This is a genomic window from Alishewanella sp. HL-SH05 (assembly GCF_052655985.1).
Map to the genome: position 1 here is coordinate 2,942,748 of NZ_CP199753.1, position 18,780 is coordinate 2,961,527.

17 protein-coding genes are annotated in these 18,780 nt (G+C 45.2%); 5 read left to right on the forward strand and 12 right to left on the reverse strand.

The features are described 5' to 3' along the window. Window positions 1-406: 406 nt before the first annotated feature. The 3 genes from tnpC to ACUJFL_RS13515 are packed head-to-tail and all read right to left on the reverse strand — an operon-like array spanning window position 407 to window position 2,707. Window positions 407-1,936, reverse strand: a complete 1,530-nt coding sequence (gene tnpC, locus ACUJFL_RS13505; RefSeq protein WP_445429053.1) for an IS66 family transposase — start codon at window positions 1,934-1,936, stop codon at window positions 407-409. Window positions 1,937-1,985: 49 nt separating this feature from the next. Continuing rightward, window positions 1,986-2,333, reverse strand: coding sequence for an IS66 family insertion sequence element accessory protein TnpB (tnpB, locus tag ACUJFL_RS13510; protein WP_445425056.1), 348 nt, complete (start codon window positions 2,331-2,333; stop codon window positions 1,986-1,988). After that, window positions 2,330-2,707, reverse strand: a complete 378-nt coding sequence (locus ACUJFL_RS13515) for a transposase (RefSeq protein WP_445426215.1) — start codon at window positions 2,705-2,707, stop codon at window positions 2,330-2,332. The genes tnpB and ACUJFL_RS13515 overlap by 4 nt, the downstream gene beginning before the upstream one ends. Window positions 2,708-2,891: 184 nt before the next feature. On the opposite strand from ACUJFL_RS13515, the gene ACUJFL_RS13520 reads away from it, so the two are divergent. Continuing rightward, window positions 2,892-4,052, forward strand: a complete 1,161-nt coding sequence (locus ACUJFL_RS13520; protein ID WP_226751787.1) for a hypothetical protein — start codon at window positions 2,892-2,894, stop codon at window positions 4,050-4,052. After that, on the forward strand, window positions 4,043-4,462 hold the full coding sequence (locus ACUJFL_RS13525; RefSeq protein ID WP_445427769.1) for a hypothetical protein: 420 nt from the start codon (window positions 4,043-4,045) through the stop codon (window positions 4,460-4,462). The genes ACUJFL_RS13520 and ACUJFL_RS13525 overlap by 10 nt, the downstream gene beginning before the upstream one ends. A gap of 44 nt (window positions 4,463-4,506) precedes the next feature. Here the strand turns inward: ACUJFL_RS13525 and ACUJFL_RS13530 are convergent, their stop codons facing one another. The 7 genes from ACUJFL_RS13530 to rppH all read right to left on the reverse strand — a co-directional run bounded on the left by ACUJFL_RS13530 (window position 4,507) and on the right by rppH (window position 11,423). Next, complete coding sequence (locus ACUJFL_RS13530; protein WP_226752073.1) at window positions 4,507-5,202, reverse strand: FlgO family outer membrane protein; 696 nt, start codon at window positions 5,200-5,202, stop codon at window positions 4,507-4,509. A gap of 76 nt (window positions 5,203-5,278) precedes the next feature. Then, a complete protein-coding gene (locus ACUJFL_RS13535) occupies window positions 5,279-5,941 on the reverse strand; it encodes a FlgO family outer membrane protein (protein ID WP_226752072.1) in 663 nt (220 codons plus the stop codon). Then, complete coding sequence (locus tag ACUJFL_RS13540) at window positions 5,938-6,558, reverse strand: FlgO family outer membrane protein (RefSeq protein ID WP_226752071.1); 621 nt, start codon at window positions 6,556-6,558, stop codon at window positions 5,938-5,940. The genes ACUJFL_RS13535 and ACUJFL_RS13540 overlap by 4 nt, the downstream gene beginning before the upstream one ends. Before the next feature lie 339 nt (window positions 6,559-6,897). Continuing rightward, window positions 6,898-7,746: a thymidylate synthase gene (locus ACUJFL_RS13545; RefSeq protein WP_445427770.1), complete on the reverse strand. Its 849-nt coding sequence runs from the start codon at window positions 7,744-7,746 to the stop codon at window positions 6,898-6,900. After that, complete coding sequence (lgt, locus tag ACUJFL_RS13550) at window positions 7,743-8,555, reverse strand: prolipoprotein diacylglyceryl transferase (protein WP_306177984.1); 813 nt, start codon at window positions 8,553-8,555, stop codon at window positions 7,743-7,745. The genes ACUJFL_RS13545 and lgt overlap by 4 nt, the downstream gene beginning before the upstream one ends. 72 nt (window positions 8,556-8,627) lie before the next feature. Then, on the reverse strand, window positions 8,628-10,886 hold the full coding sequence (gene ptsP / locus ACUJFL_RS13555; RefSeq protein ID WP_445427771.1) for a phosphoenolpyruvate--protein phosphotransferase: 2,259 nt from the start codon (window positions 10,884-10,886) through the stop codon (window positions 8,628-8,630). Window positions 10,887-10,916: 30 nt separating this feature from the next. Then, the gene (gene rppH / locus ACUJFL_RS13560) at window positions 10,917-11,423 is read right to left on the reverse strand and encodes an RNA pyrophosphohydrolase (RefSeq protein WP_226752078.1); all 507 of its coding nucleotides are present in this window, start codon (window positions 11,421-11,423) and stop codon (window positions 10,917-10,919) included. Between the two features lie 380 nt (window positions 11,424-11,803). Between rppH and mutH the strand changes: the two genes are divergently transcribed. Further along, a complete protein-coding gene (gene mutH, locus ACUJFL_RS13565; RefSeq protein ID WP_226752067.1) occupies window positions 11,804-12,481 on the forward strand; it encodes a DNA mismatch repair endonuclease MutH in 678 nt (225 codons plus the stop codon). Here mutH and cysB read toward each other — a convergent pair. Further along, on the reverse strand, window positions 12,467-13,444 hold the full coding sequence (cysB, locus tag ACUJFL_RS13570; RefSeq protein ID WP_226752066.1) for an HTH-type transcriptional regulator CysB: 978 nt from the start codon (window positions 13,442-13,444) through the stop codon (window positions 12,467-12,469). The genes mutH and cysB overlap by 15 nt on opposite strands. A 260-nt stretch (window positions 13,445-13,704) precedes the next feature. Here cysB and ACUJFL_RS13575 point away from each other — a divergent pair, with 260 nt between their 5' ends. Beyond that, entirely contained in the window at window positions 13,705-14,469 is a 765-nt protein-coding gene (locus ACUJFL_RS13575; protein WP_226752065.1) for a hypothetical protein, read from the forward strand. A 74-nt stretch (window positions 14,470-14,543) separates the two neighbouring features. Here the strand turns inward: ACUJFL_RS13575 and topA are convergent, their stop codons facing one another. Then, window positions 14,544-17,129, reverse strand: coding sequence for a type I DNA topoisomerase (gene topA, locus ACUJFL_RS13580; protein WP_445427772.1), 2,586 nt, complete (start codon window positions 17,127-17,129; stop codon window positions 14,544-14,546). Window positions 17,130-17,354: 225 nt separating this feature from the next. Here topA and astB point away from each other — a divergent pair, with 225 nt between their 5' ends. Further along, a complete protein-coding gene (astB, locus tag ACUJFL_RS13585) occupies window positions 17,355-18,695 on the forward strand; it encodes an N-succinylarginine dihydrolase (RefSeq protein WP_445427773.1) in 1,341 nt (446 codons plus the stop codon). Window positions 18,696-18,780: the final 85 nt, after the last annotated feature.

Sequence of the window (18,780 nt, forward strand, 5' to 3'; positions counted from 1 at the left end):
TCGACACCGAAACACGTTCAGCGAAGCCAAAAGATAAGCTTTTTTTCGCTATATGATGGTTTTAGTTTTAGTTTTAGTTTTAGTTTTAGTTTTAGTTTTAGTTTTAGTTTTAGTTTTAGTTTTAGTTTTAGTTTTAGTTTTAGTTTTAGTTTTAGTTTTAGTTTTAGTTTTAGTTTTAGTTTTCATAACATCATAAGAACATACAGTAAGCTTTTAAACATTAAGCTACTTTAGCCACGATATCTGCATCAAAAATGGTTTCACCCCTTCTGAACGTCCATTTTAACCACTCAAAACGCTACTTATTTTCACAAAATAATTCTAGACATAAACCGTAAGCGTCCGGCGATCACAGGTTAGCGCTCTGATTTAAGTGTCCACTTAACTTTAGTGGACACTTAGTGTCTTAAATCGCGTCACCTGACTGTTTGGATAGATCGATATTCCAAGGTAACAACTCATCGACACGGTTGATGGGGTGATTGCCGATACGTTTGAGTACCGCTGTGAGATAGTCATTTGGATTGATGCCATTGAGTTTAGCGGTGCCGAGTATTGAGTACAGCACGGCAGCTCGCTCTCCTCCAGCAACTGAACCCGCAAACAGGTAATTTTTCCTACCCAAGGCAATCGGCCGCAATGAGCGCTCTGCACTGTTGTTATCTATCTCAGCATAACCGTTATCCACATAGGCAACCAACGCCTCCCACTGTTTCAGAGCATAATGAATAGCCTTGGATAACGGCGAGCCTTTCGATAAGGTACGTAGGGTTGTTTGCAACCACGCATGGAAGCGCTCAAGGATTGGCTTGGCATGTGTGGCTCGGATGTGTTGTCGTTCATCCGGTGGTTTGCCGCGTACCTGCTTTTCAATCACATAGAGGGATTGGATAATGGCAATGGCTTCGTCGGCTAAAGGCGAAGGGCCGCTTTGAGTGATGTCATAGAACTTACGCCGCACGTGTGCCCAGCAACCATGTTGGGTGATTTGCCGTTGGTATAATTCGTTGTAACCGGCATAAGCATCGGCCTGCAGTGAGCCTTTGTAATCTTTTAAATGCGCCGCAGGATGAAGACTTCTTCGGTCTTCACTATATTGCAGCCATACCGCAGGCGGTGTGCTATCTCCCCAGGGGCGACCATCGCGGACATAGGTCCAGTAACGACCTGTTTGCGTGCGACCTTTACCCGGTGATAGCGTCGGTGCGGTGGTATCATCCGCATGTACGTGGTAACTGGCTTTAACATGGCGACCAATGGCATCTGCCAGTGGTGTGAGTAATGCACTCGTTTGTCCTACCCAGTCAGCCAAGGTAGAGCGCTCGATGTCGATGCCTTCACGTTCCATCCGCTCAGCTTGGCGGTACAGCGGTTGATGGTCGAGGTATTTATCAACCATCACCTGTGTGAGCAATGCAGCACTGGCCAGTCCTTTTTTAATCACACGCTCAGGCGCAGCACCTTGCACCAATGTGTCGCAGTGCTGGCAGCTGAATTTAGGGCGTACAATACGGATAACCCGATAAGAGGCCGGCACCACATCCAGCATTTCAGAAACATCATCACCGATATGGGTTAATGCACCCTGACATGCCGGGCACTGGCAAGCCGTTTCAACACGAAGCTCTTCTCGCGGCAATTGTGCAGGCAGAGAGACGCGCCGACGGGGCGTGGCTTTGTTCTCTTTTGCTGGTGCGGCTAGCTTTGGTAAGGCTGCAGTTTGCATCTCAAGCTCTTCAAGCTGTAATTCCAACTGATGAATTTGCTTATCGATATGCTCGGACGAACGTCCGAAGCGGGCACGTTTTAATACGGATAACTGGTGGCGTAACGAGGCAATAACGGTATCCTGCTGGGCAAGCGTTGACTGCAGTTGAAGGATAATTTCCTGCAACTGTTTTGGGTCATTGGGTAAGGAAGATGCCATCGTTTTCATGCGCTGCATAATAACATAAAAATCCAGCTAACTCATTGATTAAATGCAATTATGCGGCGTTTATTGGTCTATTTTTTCTGGCAGGTGGCCGCCAGTCTAAGCCTTCCAGTAACAGCGCCAATTCGGCTTGTGTTAAATGCACAGCCCCCGATTTTGCACTTGGCCAAACAAATTTACCCTGCTCCAGTCGCTTGTAAAATAAACATAACCCCTGACCATCCCACCAGAGCAATTTAACCCGGTCGCTACGACGTCCGCGAAACACAAATACGTGACCGCTAAACGGGTCTTTTTGCAGCACATGCTGCGCCATTGCAGCCAGGCCATCAAAGCCTTTGCGCATATCGGTGTAACCGGCACACAGCCAAATGCGCACGTCATGCGATAACATCATCATGACAACGCCACCACGAGTTGGTGCAACATGTCCGGCGTGGCGTCGTGTAGCACCAGTTGGTGACCGCTACGAAACGATACCGTTATTGCAGCAGGTTTATGTAACACCGGCACCGCGTCAACCGCACGAACACTGACAGGAAGGAATGGCATGGGAGCCGCTGACGTATTCACTTCACCTTTAGCGCGCCTGACCCACAATGCATTACCGAGGTTAACGTCTCGGATCCAGCGAAACACTTGGTTGGTATTGACATCATATTTGCGCGCTAATTGAGATACTGAAAGGGTTTGTTCTTTCGATTCCTGGACGATCTGCCATTTTAATTCGGGGGAAAAGAACCGACGTATATCGGGTTGTTTTAAAGCTGGCATACATAACTCTCATTGTTGGCAACAGTGAAAGATATGATGCGTGATCAGTCAGCAAATAAAAGATGTGATGGCCGGACGCCTACCATAAACCAGAAAAAAACCAAATAATTAATGATTAATGGTAATACTTTACACATCTCACATTTTTATGTAGGTTTAATTTTTATACTTAAAAGGATTTATAATGAAAAAAATAAGCTTTATTTCGACATTTTGCATACTTGTATTTGCCCAACTTAGCACAGCATCTGCAACAACATTTATAAAAGGTTATGCCTGCGACAATTGCTCATTACAGCAAGCTGAAAATATTGCTCGAACACGCGGTGCTCCATTGGTTAATTGTGTACCAACTGGCAATAATGATGTGATAAGCATTGATGAACATACTTGTTATAGCTCGCCCCAAAAATTTATTATCTTTGATTTAGCTACAAATACGACCTATCCATTTCAAATGTCTCACAGCAACCAAGGTAGTTCAAACTGGGATTTGATTCTCAATTCAAACCCAACAACCTTAACAAATTTAGAACATGAGATATCACAAGATTTTTTTGATGTATTGGAAATTCAAGAACAAACTCTACAAGAGATAGCAATGTCAGAGGAAGAAAACTTGCAGTTGGCTTTTACGCCTCTAAGTGCATTTTCAGCAAGTACTTTTAACAGCACAACCACTAGCGCTGAAAATTGTGAATCGGACACCGCTGCCACAGTTATCCGAATGACTTTGAACCCAATATTCAAAACCCAATTGAGTAATGCTGTTAACAACCAATTAAGACAAAGAAGTCCTAGATATTATAAAAAAGACTTTGAAAATATCCGATTTAATCAATTTGGATTTCAAGCCAATAGAGCTGGCGGTGGAGGACTGTCTGTAGGTTGGGAATACGAGAAAAAATCCAAGCTGGTTAGCAAATATGTTTTTGAATCAGGCCATCATTTATGGCCTAGTGATCAAACTTATTACCCAGCCAGAGCAGCATTTAAGCTATCATGGAATGACTCTTTAGATTTGATTTCAGTAGAAGTGGAAAAAGAATTTACAAGAGTAACATCAAATTTATCACTTCAAGACCTGCTTGAGGATAGCACGTTTAGTCTGTCATTGAGTGCTTGTGCGATAATTGCACTTCAAGATAATCTCCATTCAAGCGAAGCTTATGCAGCAACTGGAGCTGGCGGTGGATCTAGCATTGGCATTGGTGATGTCCCTACTGGTGGAAACCCTAATTTTCCACGACCGGATCCTTTATCTCAGTCTCAACAACTATGCAAATGGCATTTTTATGATAAACAGGGGAATTTGACTGTTACAATTATGGGGCCATGTCCGTAATTGTAATAATATCAGAAGGCACCTATACCGAGAGTAAGTTAACCACCGGTAAAGGGATCTATGACTCCACCTCTTCTGAAAACTATGTGATGCGCTCATCGCTTACGCCTTGGATCATTAGCTCACGTATTATGACCAGCACCTTTGCCGATAGCGGCGCTAAAAATGTTGAACATCCTCGGCATATTTTAGAAATGCAGGATAACCCTGAAGAAATGCAGGAGATCTTAGCTGATATCCGCAGTTTCTTAGCCGATCGCGAAACCATTGCTAGCATTAAAAACTCGCAAGATCTAACCAATACTGAGCGTTTATATCAGATTAACCAGCAATCACGTGCCATGCCGCTGACTGCGGACCAAGCCGCCTTAGCCACACCGCAGCAAGACGCAGATGCCAGTTTCGATTGAGAAAACAGAGTGATAACAACGCCAGCCCTCGAGGCTGGCAATGTTTAACGGGTAATGCCCGGATAAAGGGAGCTGATGACAAAGTGTGGAATGAGCAATTGCGAACTGGCGGCCACGACCTTGCTGTGAAAATTGATGATGCGCGCATTAACCATGATACCGCGTGGCGTGAAGATCATCGTACCCGATAAAACAAAATCAATTTGCTGCAGCATATCGAGTTTTGCGTGATCACGACTAAATACAAAATCGCCATTTCGGGTAATTTGGATATCGCGCGTGGTTTTAAAATCGACTACCTGCAAACCAAATTGCTGCAATTGGTGAATAAAGCCTTCTGCTAACTGATTGCCAACGATGTTAGTTCGATTTAACTCACCATCTAAATCGACAAAAGAGGCAACCGCGATGCGAGATTCTGTTGGGAAATAATGAAAGTTCTCGACAAGCTGCATCGCCATTTGCGCCACATAATCGTTGAGCTGCTTATTCGATTGTAAACTGGTGACATATTGATAAGGTACTGACCAGCCTTGCTGCCGATCAGTATTCATTGCTTTAGCTGACGGCTCAGGTCGAATCGTATTGCTTTGCTCTGCACCATAAGATGGCGCACGCACCTCAGAATTACAATGACCACTGGTATCGCAAGGTATGTAAGCTTGCTGACTTTGATGATGCGTTTGGCAGCCCAGCAACAGCGCTGCCCAACTGAGCAGCAGCAGGTTCTTCTTTATCATGGCGTTCTCCTAAAAACTGACATAGCATGTCAGTTCTTTATCGACCCATGCAAGTCTTTCTTTAGCGCCAAAGGGGTTAACCCTGCTTTAATTTTAATGTGGCATCGCCATGCTGCTGCAAAATGGCATTATAGACTGCTGCAGGCACAAAGGTTCGCGCCGCAGAGATCACTCTTTTGCTATCAATTTGAATTAAACGCGCATTGAGCATAATGCCAGCTTGATGCAGCGTGGCGGTGCCGGTCACAACATACTTAATCGGTAACTCTGCAGAAAGCTCATTAAAATCACGGCTTAGTACGAAATCACCTTGTGGGGTGACACGAATATAATCCGTAACTTTATAATCTAATACTGGCACACCAAACAAATGCAAATCGTAAATAATCGCTTCGCTAAGATGATTGGTAAACACAGAACCTTGCTGTAAATCGGTATCAATAAACGCCAAATCGGTTACCGCCACCATCGCATTCTCATCGGCATTATGGTGATTGGTCATCAACTCTTGTACTAAATTACGCGCATAATTATCCAGCGTTACCACGGGGGTTTGCCGATAGTGTTGTGTGACCGATTGCGGTTCAAAGGCTTGTTGGTTAGCAATGCGCTGCTCTCGAGCCAGCTCTCCCCGCATCGTCACCGCATTCTCTGGCACAATTTTCGGCTGTTGGCTGGCCTGTTGCACGCAAGCGGTTAAGCTAAAGGCAACAACAGCACTGATAACAAAAGCTCTCATGGTTTCTCTCCGATCCGATCACTACGGAATAAATAATTACCGCGTTTTTGTATTTTATCTGGGCTCCACATCACATTGTGTGGCACAAAATCGGTGGCAGCGGCGATCACTTGTTGATTATCCAGCTCAATCAAACGTACATTAACCACTAAACCATCTTCTTGCACGGTATAGGTGCCGGTTAATAATGCTCTGGCACCATGCTGTTGGCGTAACGCCGATATCTGCCGAGATAGCGCTTGTTCATGATCGCTTTGCAATAACAATTCTTGGCGTAAGCGCAGATCTACAGCGACAAAACCTCGTTGCACCGCTTCGCTAAGCATACTTTCAGCAAGTTGATTCGCTAAATCAATTTCTTGCTCACTTAATTGCGCCAGGCTAAGTTGTCGTGTCGGTAGAAAACTGCTGACCGCCAACGGGCTGCGAAAGTGCTCACTACTGATCGACGCAAACAGTGTTTGTGCTAAACGATGCGTATAAAAATCCAGCGGCCGCGCACTTAAGCCGACGGCAGAAACTTGCCGCAATGGCATTTTGACAGTGGGTTCAGGCTCTGCTTTTTGCGCGCAGCCACAAAGCAGCAGCAATAATGCGCTGGCAAGAAGATATTTCATGATCACCTCATCCTGGTCGATTACTGTTTTAAAGCAAAAACCACGCCAGAAATTAAGTTGGGTTCTTGACGCTAAGGTGTATTAAGCGAAATACCAGAGCTTGTTGACAATAAGTGTGAAGTTGCGACTATCGCTAGGTGTGATTTAAGACGACGAGATGTTATTGCCGCACCATACAGACTTTGACTAAAAAATAACTCAGCATTACGCCAAGTTAAGTTAGTTAAGCAAATCGCGTTATGCTAAATACTCAACTGCTCGGCATTATGCATAACGCTGCCAATGCACAGCGTTATGCTGTTTGCCTGCTATCGCCAAAGCCATAGCAAGGTTTAGCAATTAAACACTGAACGGGTATTTAATGGCTGGATGCGATTGATAGCCTTCTAAGGTAAAGTCATCAGGAGTGACCCATTGCTCAATATCGGCGAGTGTTTTGATATTGGGGTTAAGGTGTAATTTCGGTAGCGGGAACGGCTCACGGAGTAGCTGCTGTTTTAATAGTGGTAACTGATTTTCGTAAATATGCGCATTAACGATTTTATGATAAACCTTGCCAGGCTTATGCCCGGTAATTTGCGCGATTAAAGCCAATAACACAAAGCATTGTACTTGATTAAAGTTCAGACCCAGAGGCACATCACAGCTGCGCTGGTAAGAAGTCAGTGATAAAGTATCGCCAAGTAAACTGAAGGTATGCGTGTGCATACAAGGCCGTAAGCAGCCTAATTCAAACTCACCAGGGTTGTAAAAAGTCAAAATTTCGCCGCGATCATCGATCCCTTGCGATAAGTTGTGAACGAGTTTTTGTAACTGATCTAAGCGCGAGCCATCAGGCTTCTGCCAGCCCCGCCCTTGCACGCCATAAACACGGCCTAAATCATCAACCCCTTTGCGGGCGGGATTATTTAACCACGCTGCATTTTCGTTGGCATTCGCATTCCAGGTATTACAGCCCAGTTCGCGAAACTGCGCAGCATTGTCATAACCACGAAGATAACCTAATAATTCGGCGATGGCGGCTTTATAGTAACTTTTACGCGTGGTTAATAACGGAAACTCATTCGCAGCGACATTGTATTCAAGATCAGCATTGATCACCGTTAAGCAGCGGGTACCCGTGCGTTGGTTATCAACCCAAACCCCTTCATCAATAATACGCTGGCAAAGTTTTAAATACTGGTTCATTGGCTACTCACTCCTGACGCTCTGCCTTGCTTGAACGAAAACACCATAATCCCGATGCCGGCTAACATCATGGGTAAGCAAAGCCATTGCCCCATGGTCATACCAAGTGATAATAAGCCCAGGTGTGCATCAGGCTCACGGAAGAATTCAACGGTAAAACGTGCCAAACCATAACCTAACAAAAAGACCCCACCGACCACACCAACAGGTGGACGCAAGCGTCGCACAATTAGAATAACAATAAATAGTAATAGGCCCTCTAACGCCACTTGGTAAAGCTGCGATGGGTGTCGGCCCAACGCACCAGCGCCCGGAAAAACCATCGCCCAAGGCACATCAGTAGTACGGCCCCACAATTCGCCATTGATAAAGTTACCAATTCGCCCAGCCGCTAAGCCCAGTGGTACCAAAGGCGCCACAAAATCGCCCAGCGCTAGGTAAGCTTTTTGATACTTACGTGCAAACAAGGCCATCGCAGTTAGTACACCGATTAAACCGCCATGGAATGACATGCCGCCTTCCCAGATCCGAAATAAATACAAGGGATCGTTGAGCACAGTGGCAAAATTATAAAATAAAATATAGCCAACACGACCGCCTAACAGCACCCCCACAAAACCGTAAAACAACAGATCACTAACCTGTTCGCTGTTCCAACCTGAACCCGGTTTAGCTGCAGCACGATTCGCCAGCCAATAGGCTAAACCAAAGGCTAACAAATACATCATGCCGTACCAATGAATTTTAACCAGCCCCAGATCGAGTAAAACCGGATCGAGATTAGGAAAGGGTATTGCCGAACTTGTCATAAACTTCCTTAATTACTGACGACTGCACTGGCAGTGACTTTACAATGAAATTAGATTATCAGGCTGGGATATTTAGGCTCTAAGCTTAGTTAACAACTGTTTTTGCTCTAAAAAGCGTTGCACTTCTGCTCGTATTTGTTTGGGTGAATGGCACTGCAGCACCTCTGTAAGTAGTTGCTGTAATTCGGCCAACTCAACCCGCCGTAACAACCATTTTATGCGCGCTAAATTACTGCTGTTCATACTAAAGCGCCGAAAGCCCATTGCAGCCAGTAACAATACCCCGGCGGGCTCGCCACCCAACTCACCACAAATACTAATAGGAAAGTGGAGCGCCTGAGCATCTTGCCCTAAACGGTATAACGCACGAAGTACCGACGGATGCAAGGCATCATACAAATTCGCTACTCGTGCATTGTTGCGATCAACAGCTAACAAATACTGGGTTAAATCGTTAGTACCCACCGAGCAAAAATCAACTTTCGCCGCAAGCTCTGGCAACAAATACAAGGTTGAGGGCACTTCAATCATCACGCCAATTTTTGGCAGCGGTAAAGTGATGTCTAACTCATCACTTAACTCAAAACAAGCTTGCTTCACCAAACGAATGGCTTCATCCACCTCGTGCAAATCGCAAATCATCGGTAGTAAAATATGCAAATTATCATGGTCGATATTAGCGCGGATCATGGCGCGAATTTGCACCAAGAAAATCTCTGGATGGTCTAGGGTTAATCGGATACCGCGCCACCCCAAAAAGGGGTTCTCTTCAATAATACTGAAATAAGGCAGTGCTTTATCCCCACCGACATCGAGCGTGCGCATAACGACGGTTTTACCGGGATAACTGCCCAGCACTTGCGCATATAAATCGACTTGGTCTTGTTCTGTCGGAAATTGGTCACGAATGATAAATGGAAATTCTGTGCGATAAAGCCCCACGCCATCCGTGTATTGGGCGTGGACATTTTCTAACTCAACGGCTAACCCCGAGTTCACCATAAACTTAAATTGCTCACCACATTTTGAAGCCGATGGTAAGCTAATTTCTTCCATATAACGTGCATTTAGCGCAACGTCTTCAGTGATAAGCCGCTGATATTCATGGCAGAGTGCTTCAGAAGGGGATAACAAGATATGACCTTGGTAGCCATCTACAATCACGCGCTGCGCATGCCAGTGCAACAACGGTAACTCACTTACCCCCATCACGGCTGGGATCCCTAAAGCGCGAGCCATAATAGCGGCATGCGAGTTTACGGAGCCTCGCAGTGAAACCACAGCAACTAATTGCTCACGTGGAATTTCGGCCAGCATAGTCGCCGTAACTTCATCAGCCACCAATACCACTTTATCGGGTAATTTAGCGCGGCGTTGTTCGGTATCCAATAAATTATTGAGCACCCGTTGCCCCAGATCACGAATATCTAAACCGCGCTCTCTCAGGTAAGGGTCATCCATGTCATCAAACTGCCGGGCAAAACGCTCTACCACGCGTTTTAAAGCACTTTTGGCACACCAACCATCGGTAATTTGAATTTCGATTTCGCGCCCCAGACTGGCAGCGTCAAGAAGCTGATGATAGACATCAAAAATAGCTAATGCATCGGCCGGTAAATGGCTCGACATGCGCTCTGCTAAACGATTAAATTCGGCTTTGGTGATTTTAACGGCCCGATAAAACAAGGCTAATTCTTTTTCTGGATCTTCGGCGCGCTTTAACGAAATAGCAGCAAAGTCACTGGCCGGCTGCGCAACATAGGCTTCGCCAATGGCCATCCCGGGAGAACCAGGTAAACCATGAAACTGTGAGCCTTGCTGGCTAAAAGGGGAAATTCGTGTCGCCGCATCACGCATTTCAGCATTAGCTAACACCGAAGCAAGTTGCACGCCCAGTGTTACCAGAAAGGATTCTTCATCTTCGCTAAATACCCGTTCAGCCGCTTGCTGAATGGTTAATACACCCAGCACTTTGCGATGATGGATAATGGGGCAACCTAAAAAGGCCGAAAAACTGTCTTCACTGACTTCAGGAGTGACTTTAAAGCGAGGGTGTAAATGAGCTTGTGCTAGATTAATGGGCTCTTCACGCTGCCCCACCCAGCCAATCAGACCTTCGGAAAAACCAATAGCCACTTTACCCACAGCATCTTGATTTAAGCCGTCAGTGGCCATCAACATAAAATGTTGTTGCTTATAATCTGCCAAATAAACCGAGCAACACTCGGTTTCCAAGGCATGCTTAACGCTGCTAACCAAGCCAGCCATAGCTTTGTTTAGTATCGGCTCTTGTGCCACATCCTGAACAATTCGCCGCAGCTGGCCTAGCATAGTAACCTCATTTCACGTGCAGGTTTTATTTCAAGTTTTTCGTTTTATACTGTCCCGGCGAACAAACGGCAAAGCGACCGGAGCGAATTCTTTCATAACCTTGCGATACACTTCCCGTTTAAAGGAAACCACCTGCCGTACCGGATACCAATAACTGACCCATCGCCAACTATCAAACTCCGGATGACTGGTTTTCGCCAGATTGACATCCTCTTCCCGACAGATCAAACGCAGTAAAAACCACTTTTGTTTCTGTCCAATACACACAGGATTGCTGTCTTTGCGGATCAGCCGTTTCGGCAACTTATAGCGTAACCAGTGTTTGGTTGTCGCAATAATTTCCACATCTTCAGGCCGAAGCCCAACTTCTTCATGCAATTCGCGAAACATGGCTTCTTCCGGTGTTTCACCGTCATCAATGCCACCCTGTGGATATTGCCAGGAATGTTGACCATATCTTTTCGCCCAAAACACCTGTCCATGGGTGTTACAAATCACTATGCCGACATTGGGCCGGAAACCCTCGGCATCGATCACACAAACCTCAAGCGATGTTAAATCTGCTATGTAGAGGATTCTTTCACAAAGTCGTCTTGGCGGCAAACGGTATTTTTCAATCACACCCCATAAGTTATCCACAGATAACGCAACAAGCAGTGCGCGAATGTGAGCTTTTTCACAGATGCTGTGCATAAAGCTGTGACTAAGCCCCAGTTAGCCACTTAATAACTCGAAACCCGCAAATAACTTCAAACAAAACCTTGCCATTTTCTCTATATATTTCATGCAATTAATTATATTTGGCGCTTTCGAAATACCAAATACTTTTGTGCATAAGTCGGTTTGCTGCCTTTTTAAACAGCCAAAAGCCTTAAATAATGCTAGGGTAAAAGCAGTAATGTTCAAAATAGCGCAACATGTCTGCAAAACCACAATCTACTGCCGAACTACTGACTAACTGCCAACGTATCGCCGGTTTAACGCTGGGGCAATTAGCAGCAGAATTATCGCAACCGGTCCCCAAAGATCTCCGTAAAGATAAAGGCTGGGTCGGTCAACTCATGGAATTAGCCTTAGGGGCGAGCGCAGGTTCACAGGCTTTACCTGATTTTCCAGAGTTAGGCATTGAATTAAAAACACTGCCCATTGATCACAGCGGCAAACCACTGGAGAGTACCTATGTTTGTGTGGCGCCATTAACGGGTAACATTGGTCAACATTGGGCGGACTCTTGGGTTTGTCAGAAATTACAGCGAGTATTATGGTTGCCCATCCTGGCTGAGCGACAACTTCCCCTGCATCAGCGAATTATAGGCCAAGGTTTTTTATGGCAACCCAATGCTGAACAGGCTGCTATTTTGCAACAAGATTGGGAAGAGTTAATGGAATTAATTAGCCTTGGCGGTATCGCTAATATTCGAGGGGCTCACGGTAAGGCCTTGCAATTACGGCCTAAGGCAGCCGATAGCAAAGCGCTAACAAAAGCGATCGGTGCGCATGGCGAACCGATCCAAACTTTACCGCGGGGTTTTTATCTGAAGAGTCACTTTACTCAGGCCATCTTGCAGCAAGAATTTCAACTAGCGGATCGGTAGCACAAACTTACTAAACATCCGGTCAATGTCTTCTTGAGTACGCAAAGCACTGGCTTTTTCCACGACATCACGGGTTAAGTGTGGCGCAAAACGCTCAATAAATTCATACATATAGGTGCGTAAAAATGCGCCTTTTCGAAAACCAATTTTGGTAGTAGACGCTTCAAATAAATGCCCTGCTTCGATCACGACTAAATCTTTGTCTAAGTTCGGGTCAATCGCCATTGAAGCGATCACGCCAACGCCCAGACCCAAACGCACGTAAGTTTTAATGACATCGGCATCGGTAGCGGTAAAGACAATATGCGGCTCTAAATTTTTCGCAGCAAAAGCGCGATCGAGCTCTGAGCGCCCGGTAAAACCAAAAACATAAGTGACGATAGGAAAACGGGCTACATCTTCAATTTGTACTTTGTGGTCCAGTTGCGCAAGGGGATGATCTTTTCCAACAATAATACTGCGATTCCAATGATAACAAGGCAGCATAACCAGATCGTGGTATAAGTGCAGCGCTTCAGTGGCAATGGCAAAGTCGGCATCACCACGTGAAGCAGCTTCAGAAATTTGCTGAGGTGTACCTTGGTGCATATGTAGCGAGACCTTGGGAAACTTCTGCATAAAATTACCAATCACCGGAGGTAACGCATAGCGGGCCTGCGTATGTGTCGTCGCAATATTGAGTTTACCTTGATCGGGTAAGGTGTGCTCTTTGGCGATGGCTTTAATATTGTCGACTTTGGCCAATATTTGCTGGGCTATTTCGATCACTTCGCGACCAGCAGGTGTAACGTGCGTCAAGTGTTTACCACTACGTCCAAATACTTGAATGCCTAACTCATCTTCTAGCATCCGTACTTGTTTGCTGATACCGGGCTGTGAGGTAAATAAACTTTCTGCCGTAGAAGAAACATTAAGGTTATGATTCATCACTTCGACAATATAACGCAGTTGCTGCAATTTCATTAATTGACTTCCTTACCCGGTAACGGTCAACAATCTGGATAGCCCAAATATTCCAATAATTTTGTATAATAGCACTATCTATAACATTTTGTTTTAGCAAATAGCTGCGTTTGCTGGCTAAAAATAGCTGGCTTATGGTGCGATTTTTGCTAGTCTAAGCTAGATTTTGTCAAGCCGAACGGAATAATGACGCGTAGACTTATGGCTACGCAAGCAAAACAGCGGCTTAACACACCGAAAACTATAAGGCAGAGGTATCGATGGTATTTTCCCTAATCATCACGCTAATCTTAGCACTGGTGATTATCGCCATTACAGTCAATGTGGTGCAGCAGCATAAAGAAAAAATTCAAAAATTAAAACGTGCTGAATTCACTAAATTGCGTCACGCACTAGAAGAAACAGAAGAAATTTTGTTTAATTCTACGAATGTGCCGATGTCTAACGGTATTGCCTTAATGCTGATGCGCAGGGTCAGCTATTTGTTAAAAGCCATGAAACAGCTCGAACCCGATCAGCGGGAATTACGCCAGCGCTTAGAAGATACTGAAAACCGTATCGAAGAATTGAAAAATAATACGGGCGCTGTTGCAGACAATATCAGCCTACCTGATGATGATCAGCAATGTATCGCGATGTTCAAAGCTATTAAAAAGCTAAGAACCATGCTCAGAGCAGAGCACGCTCGAGGTAAAGTGGAAACTCAACTGGTGGTAGACGAGGATGCACGTCTTGATCTGTTTCAATTACGTATCACTGTCGAAACACAAATTAAGCGCGGTAAGAGTGCTCTCACCAATAATATGATTGGCTCTTCTCGGCAATACTATGAAAAAGCATTAAAACTACTCGCAGCATCCAATCAACAAAATGACTATATTAGCCAGCGTCAAGCCGAAGTTCAGCAGCAGTTAGCTGAAATAACCGCAGCATTAAAAAGCGGTAATGCCAAAGACGCCGCAGATCGTAATGATAAAGATAACAAAGATCTCGATGAGCTCTTTGCTCCCAAAAAGAAATGGTAAGGCCAAGGCCTTACCATTTGTGCTTATCCATTGAACGTTTTAGTGCCTATGTTATCACGCTAAGCATCTAAAGCTTATTTCTCTGTGACCACCCAGCGACCGTTTTCATACCATGCCGCCCAACCTGTGGCTTTGCCTTCATGTTCGGTCATTACATATTGTTGTTTAGTCTTTCGACTCCAGCGAACAATAGCAGGGTTACCGGCTTTATCTTTAGCAGGCGCATCAGCCAAATAATAAAACTTCGGTGAAATACGGTCACGGAATGTTTTAAGCTCACTCACTAGCGGCGCTCGGGTTTCGCGAGATTTAGGAAAGGTTGCCGCGGCTAAAAATAAACCGGCCGCACCATCGCGCAACACAAAGTACGTATCCGATTTTTCGCACTTTAATTCAGTTAAATGAACAGGATCTTCTTTTGGTGGCGCTGCTTCACCGCTGCGTAATAATTTACGGGTGTTTTTACAGTCTGCATTGGTACAACCGAAATATTTACCAAAACGACCCGACTTCAGCTGCATTTGCGAGCCACATTTATCACATTCAATTTCAGGGCCTTCGTAGCCTTTCAACTTAAACTGCCCGGCCTCAACCTGATAACCATCACACTCAGGGTTATTACCACAGACATGCAATTTACGTTGCTCATCAATCAAGTAGCTGTCCATAGCTGTGCCGCATTTGCTACAACGTTTCTTCTGGCGAAGCACTTCTGTTTCAAGTTCATCGTCAGTAACATTAACCGCTTCCTCACCCGAGACTAAATTCATCGTGGTGGTGCAGCGCTCTTTTGGTGGCAAGTTATAGCCTGAGCAACCTAAGAACACTCCTGTAGATGCAGTACGAATACCCATCTTACGACCACAGGTAGGGCATTCAATATCGGTTAACACGAACTGATTAACCCGCATCCCGCCCTCTTCCGGGTCAAGCTCAGCGGTTTTCAGTTTACTGGTAAAGCCCTGATAAAACTGGTCAAGCGTTTTACGCCAACTTAACTGCCCTTTGGCAATATCATCGAGTTTCACTTCCATATTGGCGGTAAAATCATAATTCATCAGATCATCAAAGTTTTCAACTAAACGATCGGTAACGATTTCCCCCATTTTTTCAGCATAAAAGCGTTTATTCTCCACCCGAACATAGCCACGTTCTTGAATAGTCGAAATAATAGCAGCATACGTCGATGGCCGGCCAATACCGCGTTTTTCTAACTCTTTAACTAAACTGGCTTCGCTAAAACGCGCTGGCGGCTTAGTAAAGTGCTGCGCACCGTGCAGCTCTTTTAAAGTAAGTTGTTCACCGGTGCGCACATCCGGTAACTCATTATCTTCATCGCCTTTGCGTTTCATCGCTGGCTGAACTTTAGTCCAACCATCAAAACGTAGCACGCGACCTTTGGCTTTTAATTCAAAATCTCCCGCTGCAACGGTAATGTTGGTTACGTCGTATTGCGCAGCAGGCATCTGGCAGGCAACAAATTGCCGCCAGATAAGCTCATATAATTTTCTGGCATCGGCTTCCATATCAGTAAGATCAGACGCAAGCACCGTAACTTCAGAAGGACGTACAGCTTCGTGCGCTTCTTGAGCATTCGCTTTACTGCCATAACTGATAGGTTCAGCAGGTAGGTAGGCTTTACCAAATTTTTGCTCGATATAATCACGACAATTTGCCACAGCTTCTGTGCTTAAATTGGTCGAATCGGTACGCATATAGGTAATATGCCCGCCTTCGTATAGCCGCTGCGCTAACATCATGGTTTTTTTCACACCATAACCCAGCCGTGTACTGGCCGCCTGCTGCAATGTCGAGGTAATGAACGGCGCTTGAGGTTTGCTACTACTGGGCTTATCTTCCCGATCTAAAACCTGATACTGGGCTTTATTTAATAACGACAGAGCTTGATCAGCTTGCGCTTTGTTTACCGCCGAGAACGTTTTGCCCTGATATTTGCTGACCGCTAACTGTAAGGCATGTTTAGAAGCCGTAACGGTGTCCGCGTCAATGCTCCAATACTCTTCTGGCACAAAGGCTTTGATTTCACGCTCGCGTTCAACCACCAAGCGCACAGCCACTGACTGCACACGGCCAGCAGATAGACCACGGGCGACCTTTTTCCATAACAGCGGTGAAACCATAAAGCCGACAACGCGATCAAGAAAACGTCGAGCTTGTTGTGCATCAACTTGGTCAACATTAAGCCGACCTGGCTGCTCAAAGGCTTGAGTAATGGCATTTTTTGTTATTTCATTAAACACCACGCGTTTAAACTTACTTTCTTCGCCACCGATAATTTCACGAAGATGCCATGCAATGGCCTCTCCCTCACGGTCTAAGTCCGTTGCGAGATAAACGATATCGGCTTTATCAGCCAGCGTTTTAAGCTCTTTCACAACCTTTTCTTTGCCAGGCAGAATTTCGTAGCGTGCTTTCCAGCCATGCTCGGGATCAATACCCATTCGATCAACCAAGGCTTGGTAGGCCTTTTCGTCTTTACTAAGCGTTTTATCGGTAGCCTTAGCTTTATCTTTGCTACTGCTCGTAGGTAGATCCCGAATATGACCCACGCTAGACTTGACGATAAAGTCATTGCCCAGATACTTATTAATGGTTTTTGCTTTTGCCGGTGATTCGACTATTACCAGTGATTTCGCCATTTTAAACCCAGAGATCCCCTATTACAGCACCATCTTGTGGTGCCCTTTTTTAAACGTATATCCGCAAACCGCTGTTGTGACAAGTGTCTAAACTGATTATTATGCAAATAGGCCACAATTATTCTTCGATAAGGCCTGTCACTCAGCAAAAAAATGAAGCATAACATCTCGCGGTCGTAAAAATAACAAAAACAGCACCGCAACTAACAAAGGATAAGAAAAACTATGCAAGCTTATGAAGCAAATTTCGATGGGCTCGTGGGCCCTACCCACAATTATGCCGGTTTATCAGTCGGCAATGTGGCGTCTTTAAACAATGCCAAAAATCATTCTAGCCCGAAACAAGCTGCTAAACAGGGCTTACAAAAAATGAAGGCATTACATGACCTTGGCATGGTTCAAGGGGTGCTTGCACCGCAAGAACGTCCCGATTTGGGAATGCTACGCCGCTTAGGTTTTATTGGCAGTGATGCACAAGTTATGCAAGACGCCGCAGCAAAAGCCCCCGAAATTTACCGCGCAGTGTGCTCTGCATCAAGTATGTGGACCGCCAACGCAGCTACCGTTTCACCCAGCGGCGATACGCCAGATAAAAAAATTCATTTTACTCCAGCAAACTTAACTAACAAATTTCACCGCTCACTGGAGCCGACGACTACAGGTCGGATCCTGCAAGCGATGTTCAGTGACAGTAGGCACTTCGCGCATCATCTGCATTTACCTGACAATGAGCACTTTGGCGATGAAGGTGCAGCTAATCATACGCGTCTGTGCAGTGACTATGGGCAAAGCGGTCTTGAACTCTTTGTATATGGCCGTTATGCCTTTAATCAAAGTAAACCGGCACCACAGCGCTATCCAGCTAGGCAAACAATCGAAGCCAGTCAAGCTGTCGCGCGTTTACATGGGTTAACTGAGGCTAACACCGTCTTTATGCAGCAAAACCCTGAGGTGATTGATCAGGGCGTATTTCATAATGATGTTATTGCCGTGGGTAACCGTAACGTGCTGTTTTTTCATGAGCAGGCCTTTTTAAATACAGCGGCCAGCTTACAAGAGATCAAACAAAAGTTTCCTGGTGACGCCCAGCTGCACTTTATTGAAGTCAAAAATCAACAAGTCTCAGTAGCGGATGCCATCAGCACCTATTTATTTAATACGCAATTAATTAACTTGCCGTCAGGTGAAATGGTGATCATCGCACCAACAGAATGCCAAGAGCATGCTGGTGTATATCGTTATTTAACCGAACTGTGCCAGCAAAATACCCCGATTAAAAACGTCCATTATTTTGATGTTAAGCAAAGCATGCAAAACGGCGGTGGCCCTGCTTGCTTGCGTTTAAGAGTGGTATTGAACGAGCAAGAACGTCAAGCGGTTAACCCTGCTGTAATGATGAACGATACCTTATTTGCTAACCTTAATAGCTGGGTTGATAAACATTACCGTGATCGGTTATCAGAAGCTGATCTAGCCGATCCACAATTAGTTATCGAGTCTCGTACCGCCTTGGATGAACTAACGCAATTACTTAAGTTGGGTTCGGTGTATAGTTTTCAGCGTTAGGCTAAGTATTGCATAACACCTATTTGCTTAAGCCGTTAATCGTTTTAAAAAATACTAGGAAATAAAAAAGGAGCCGCAAGGCTCC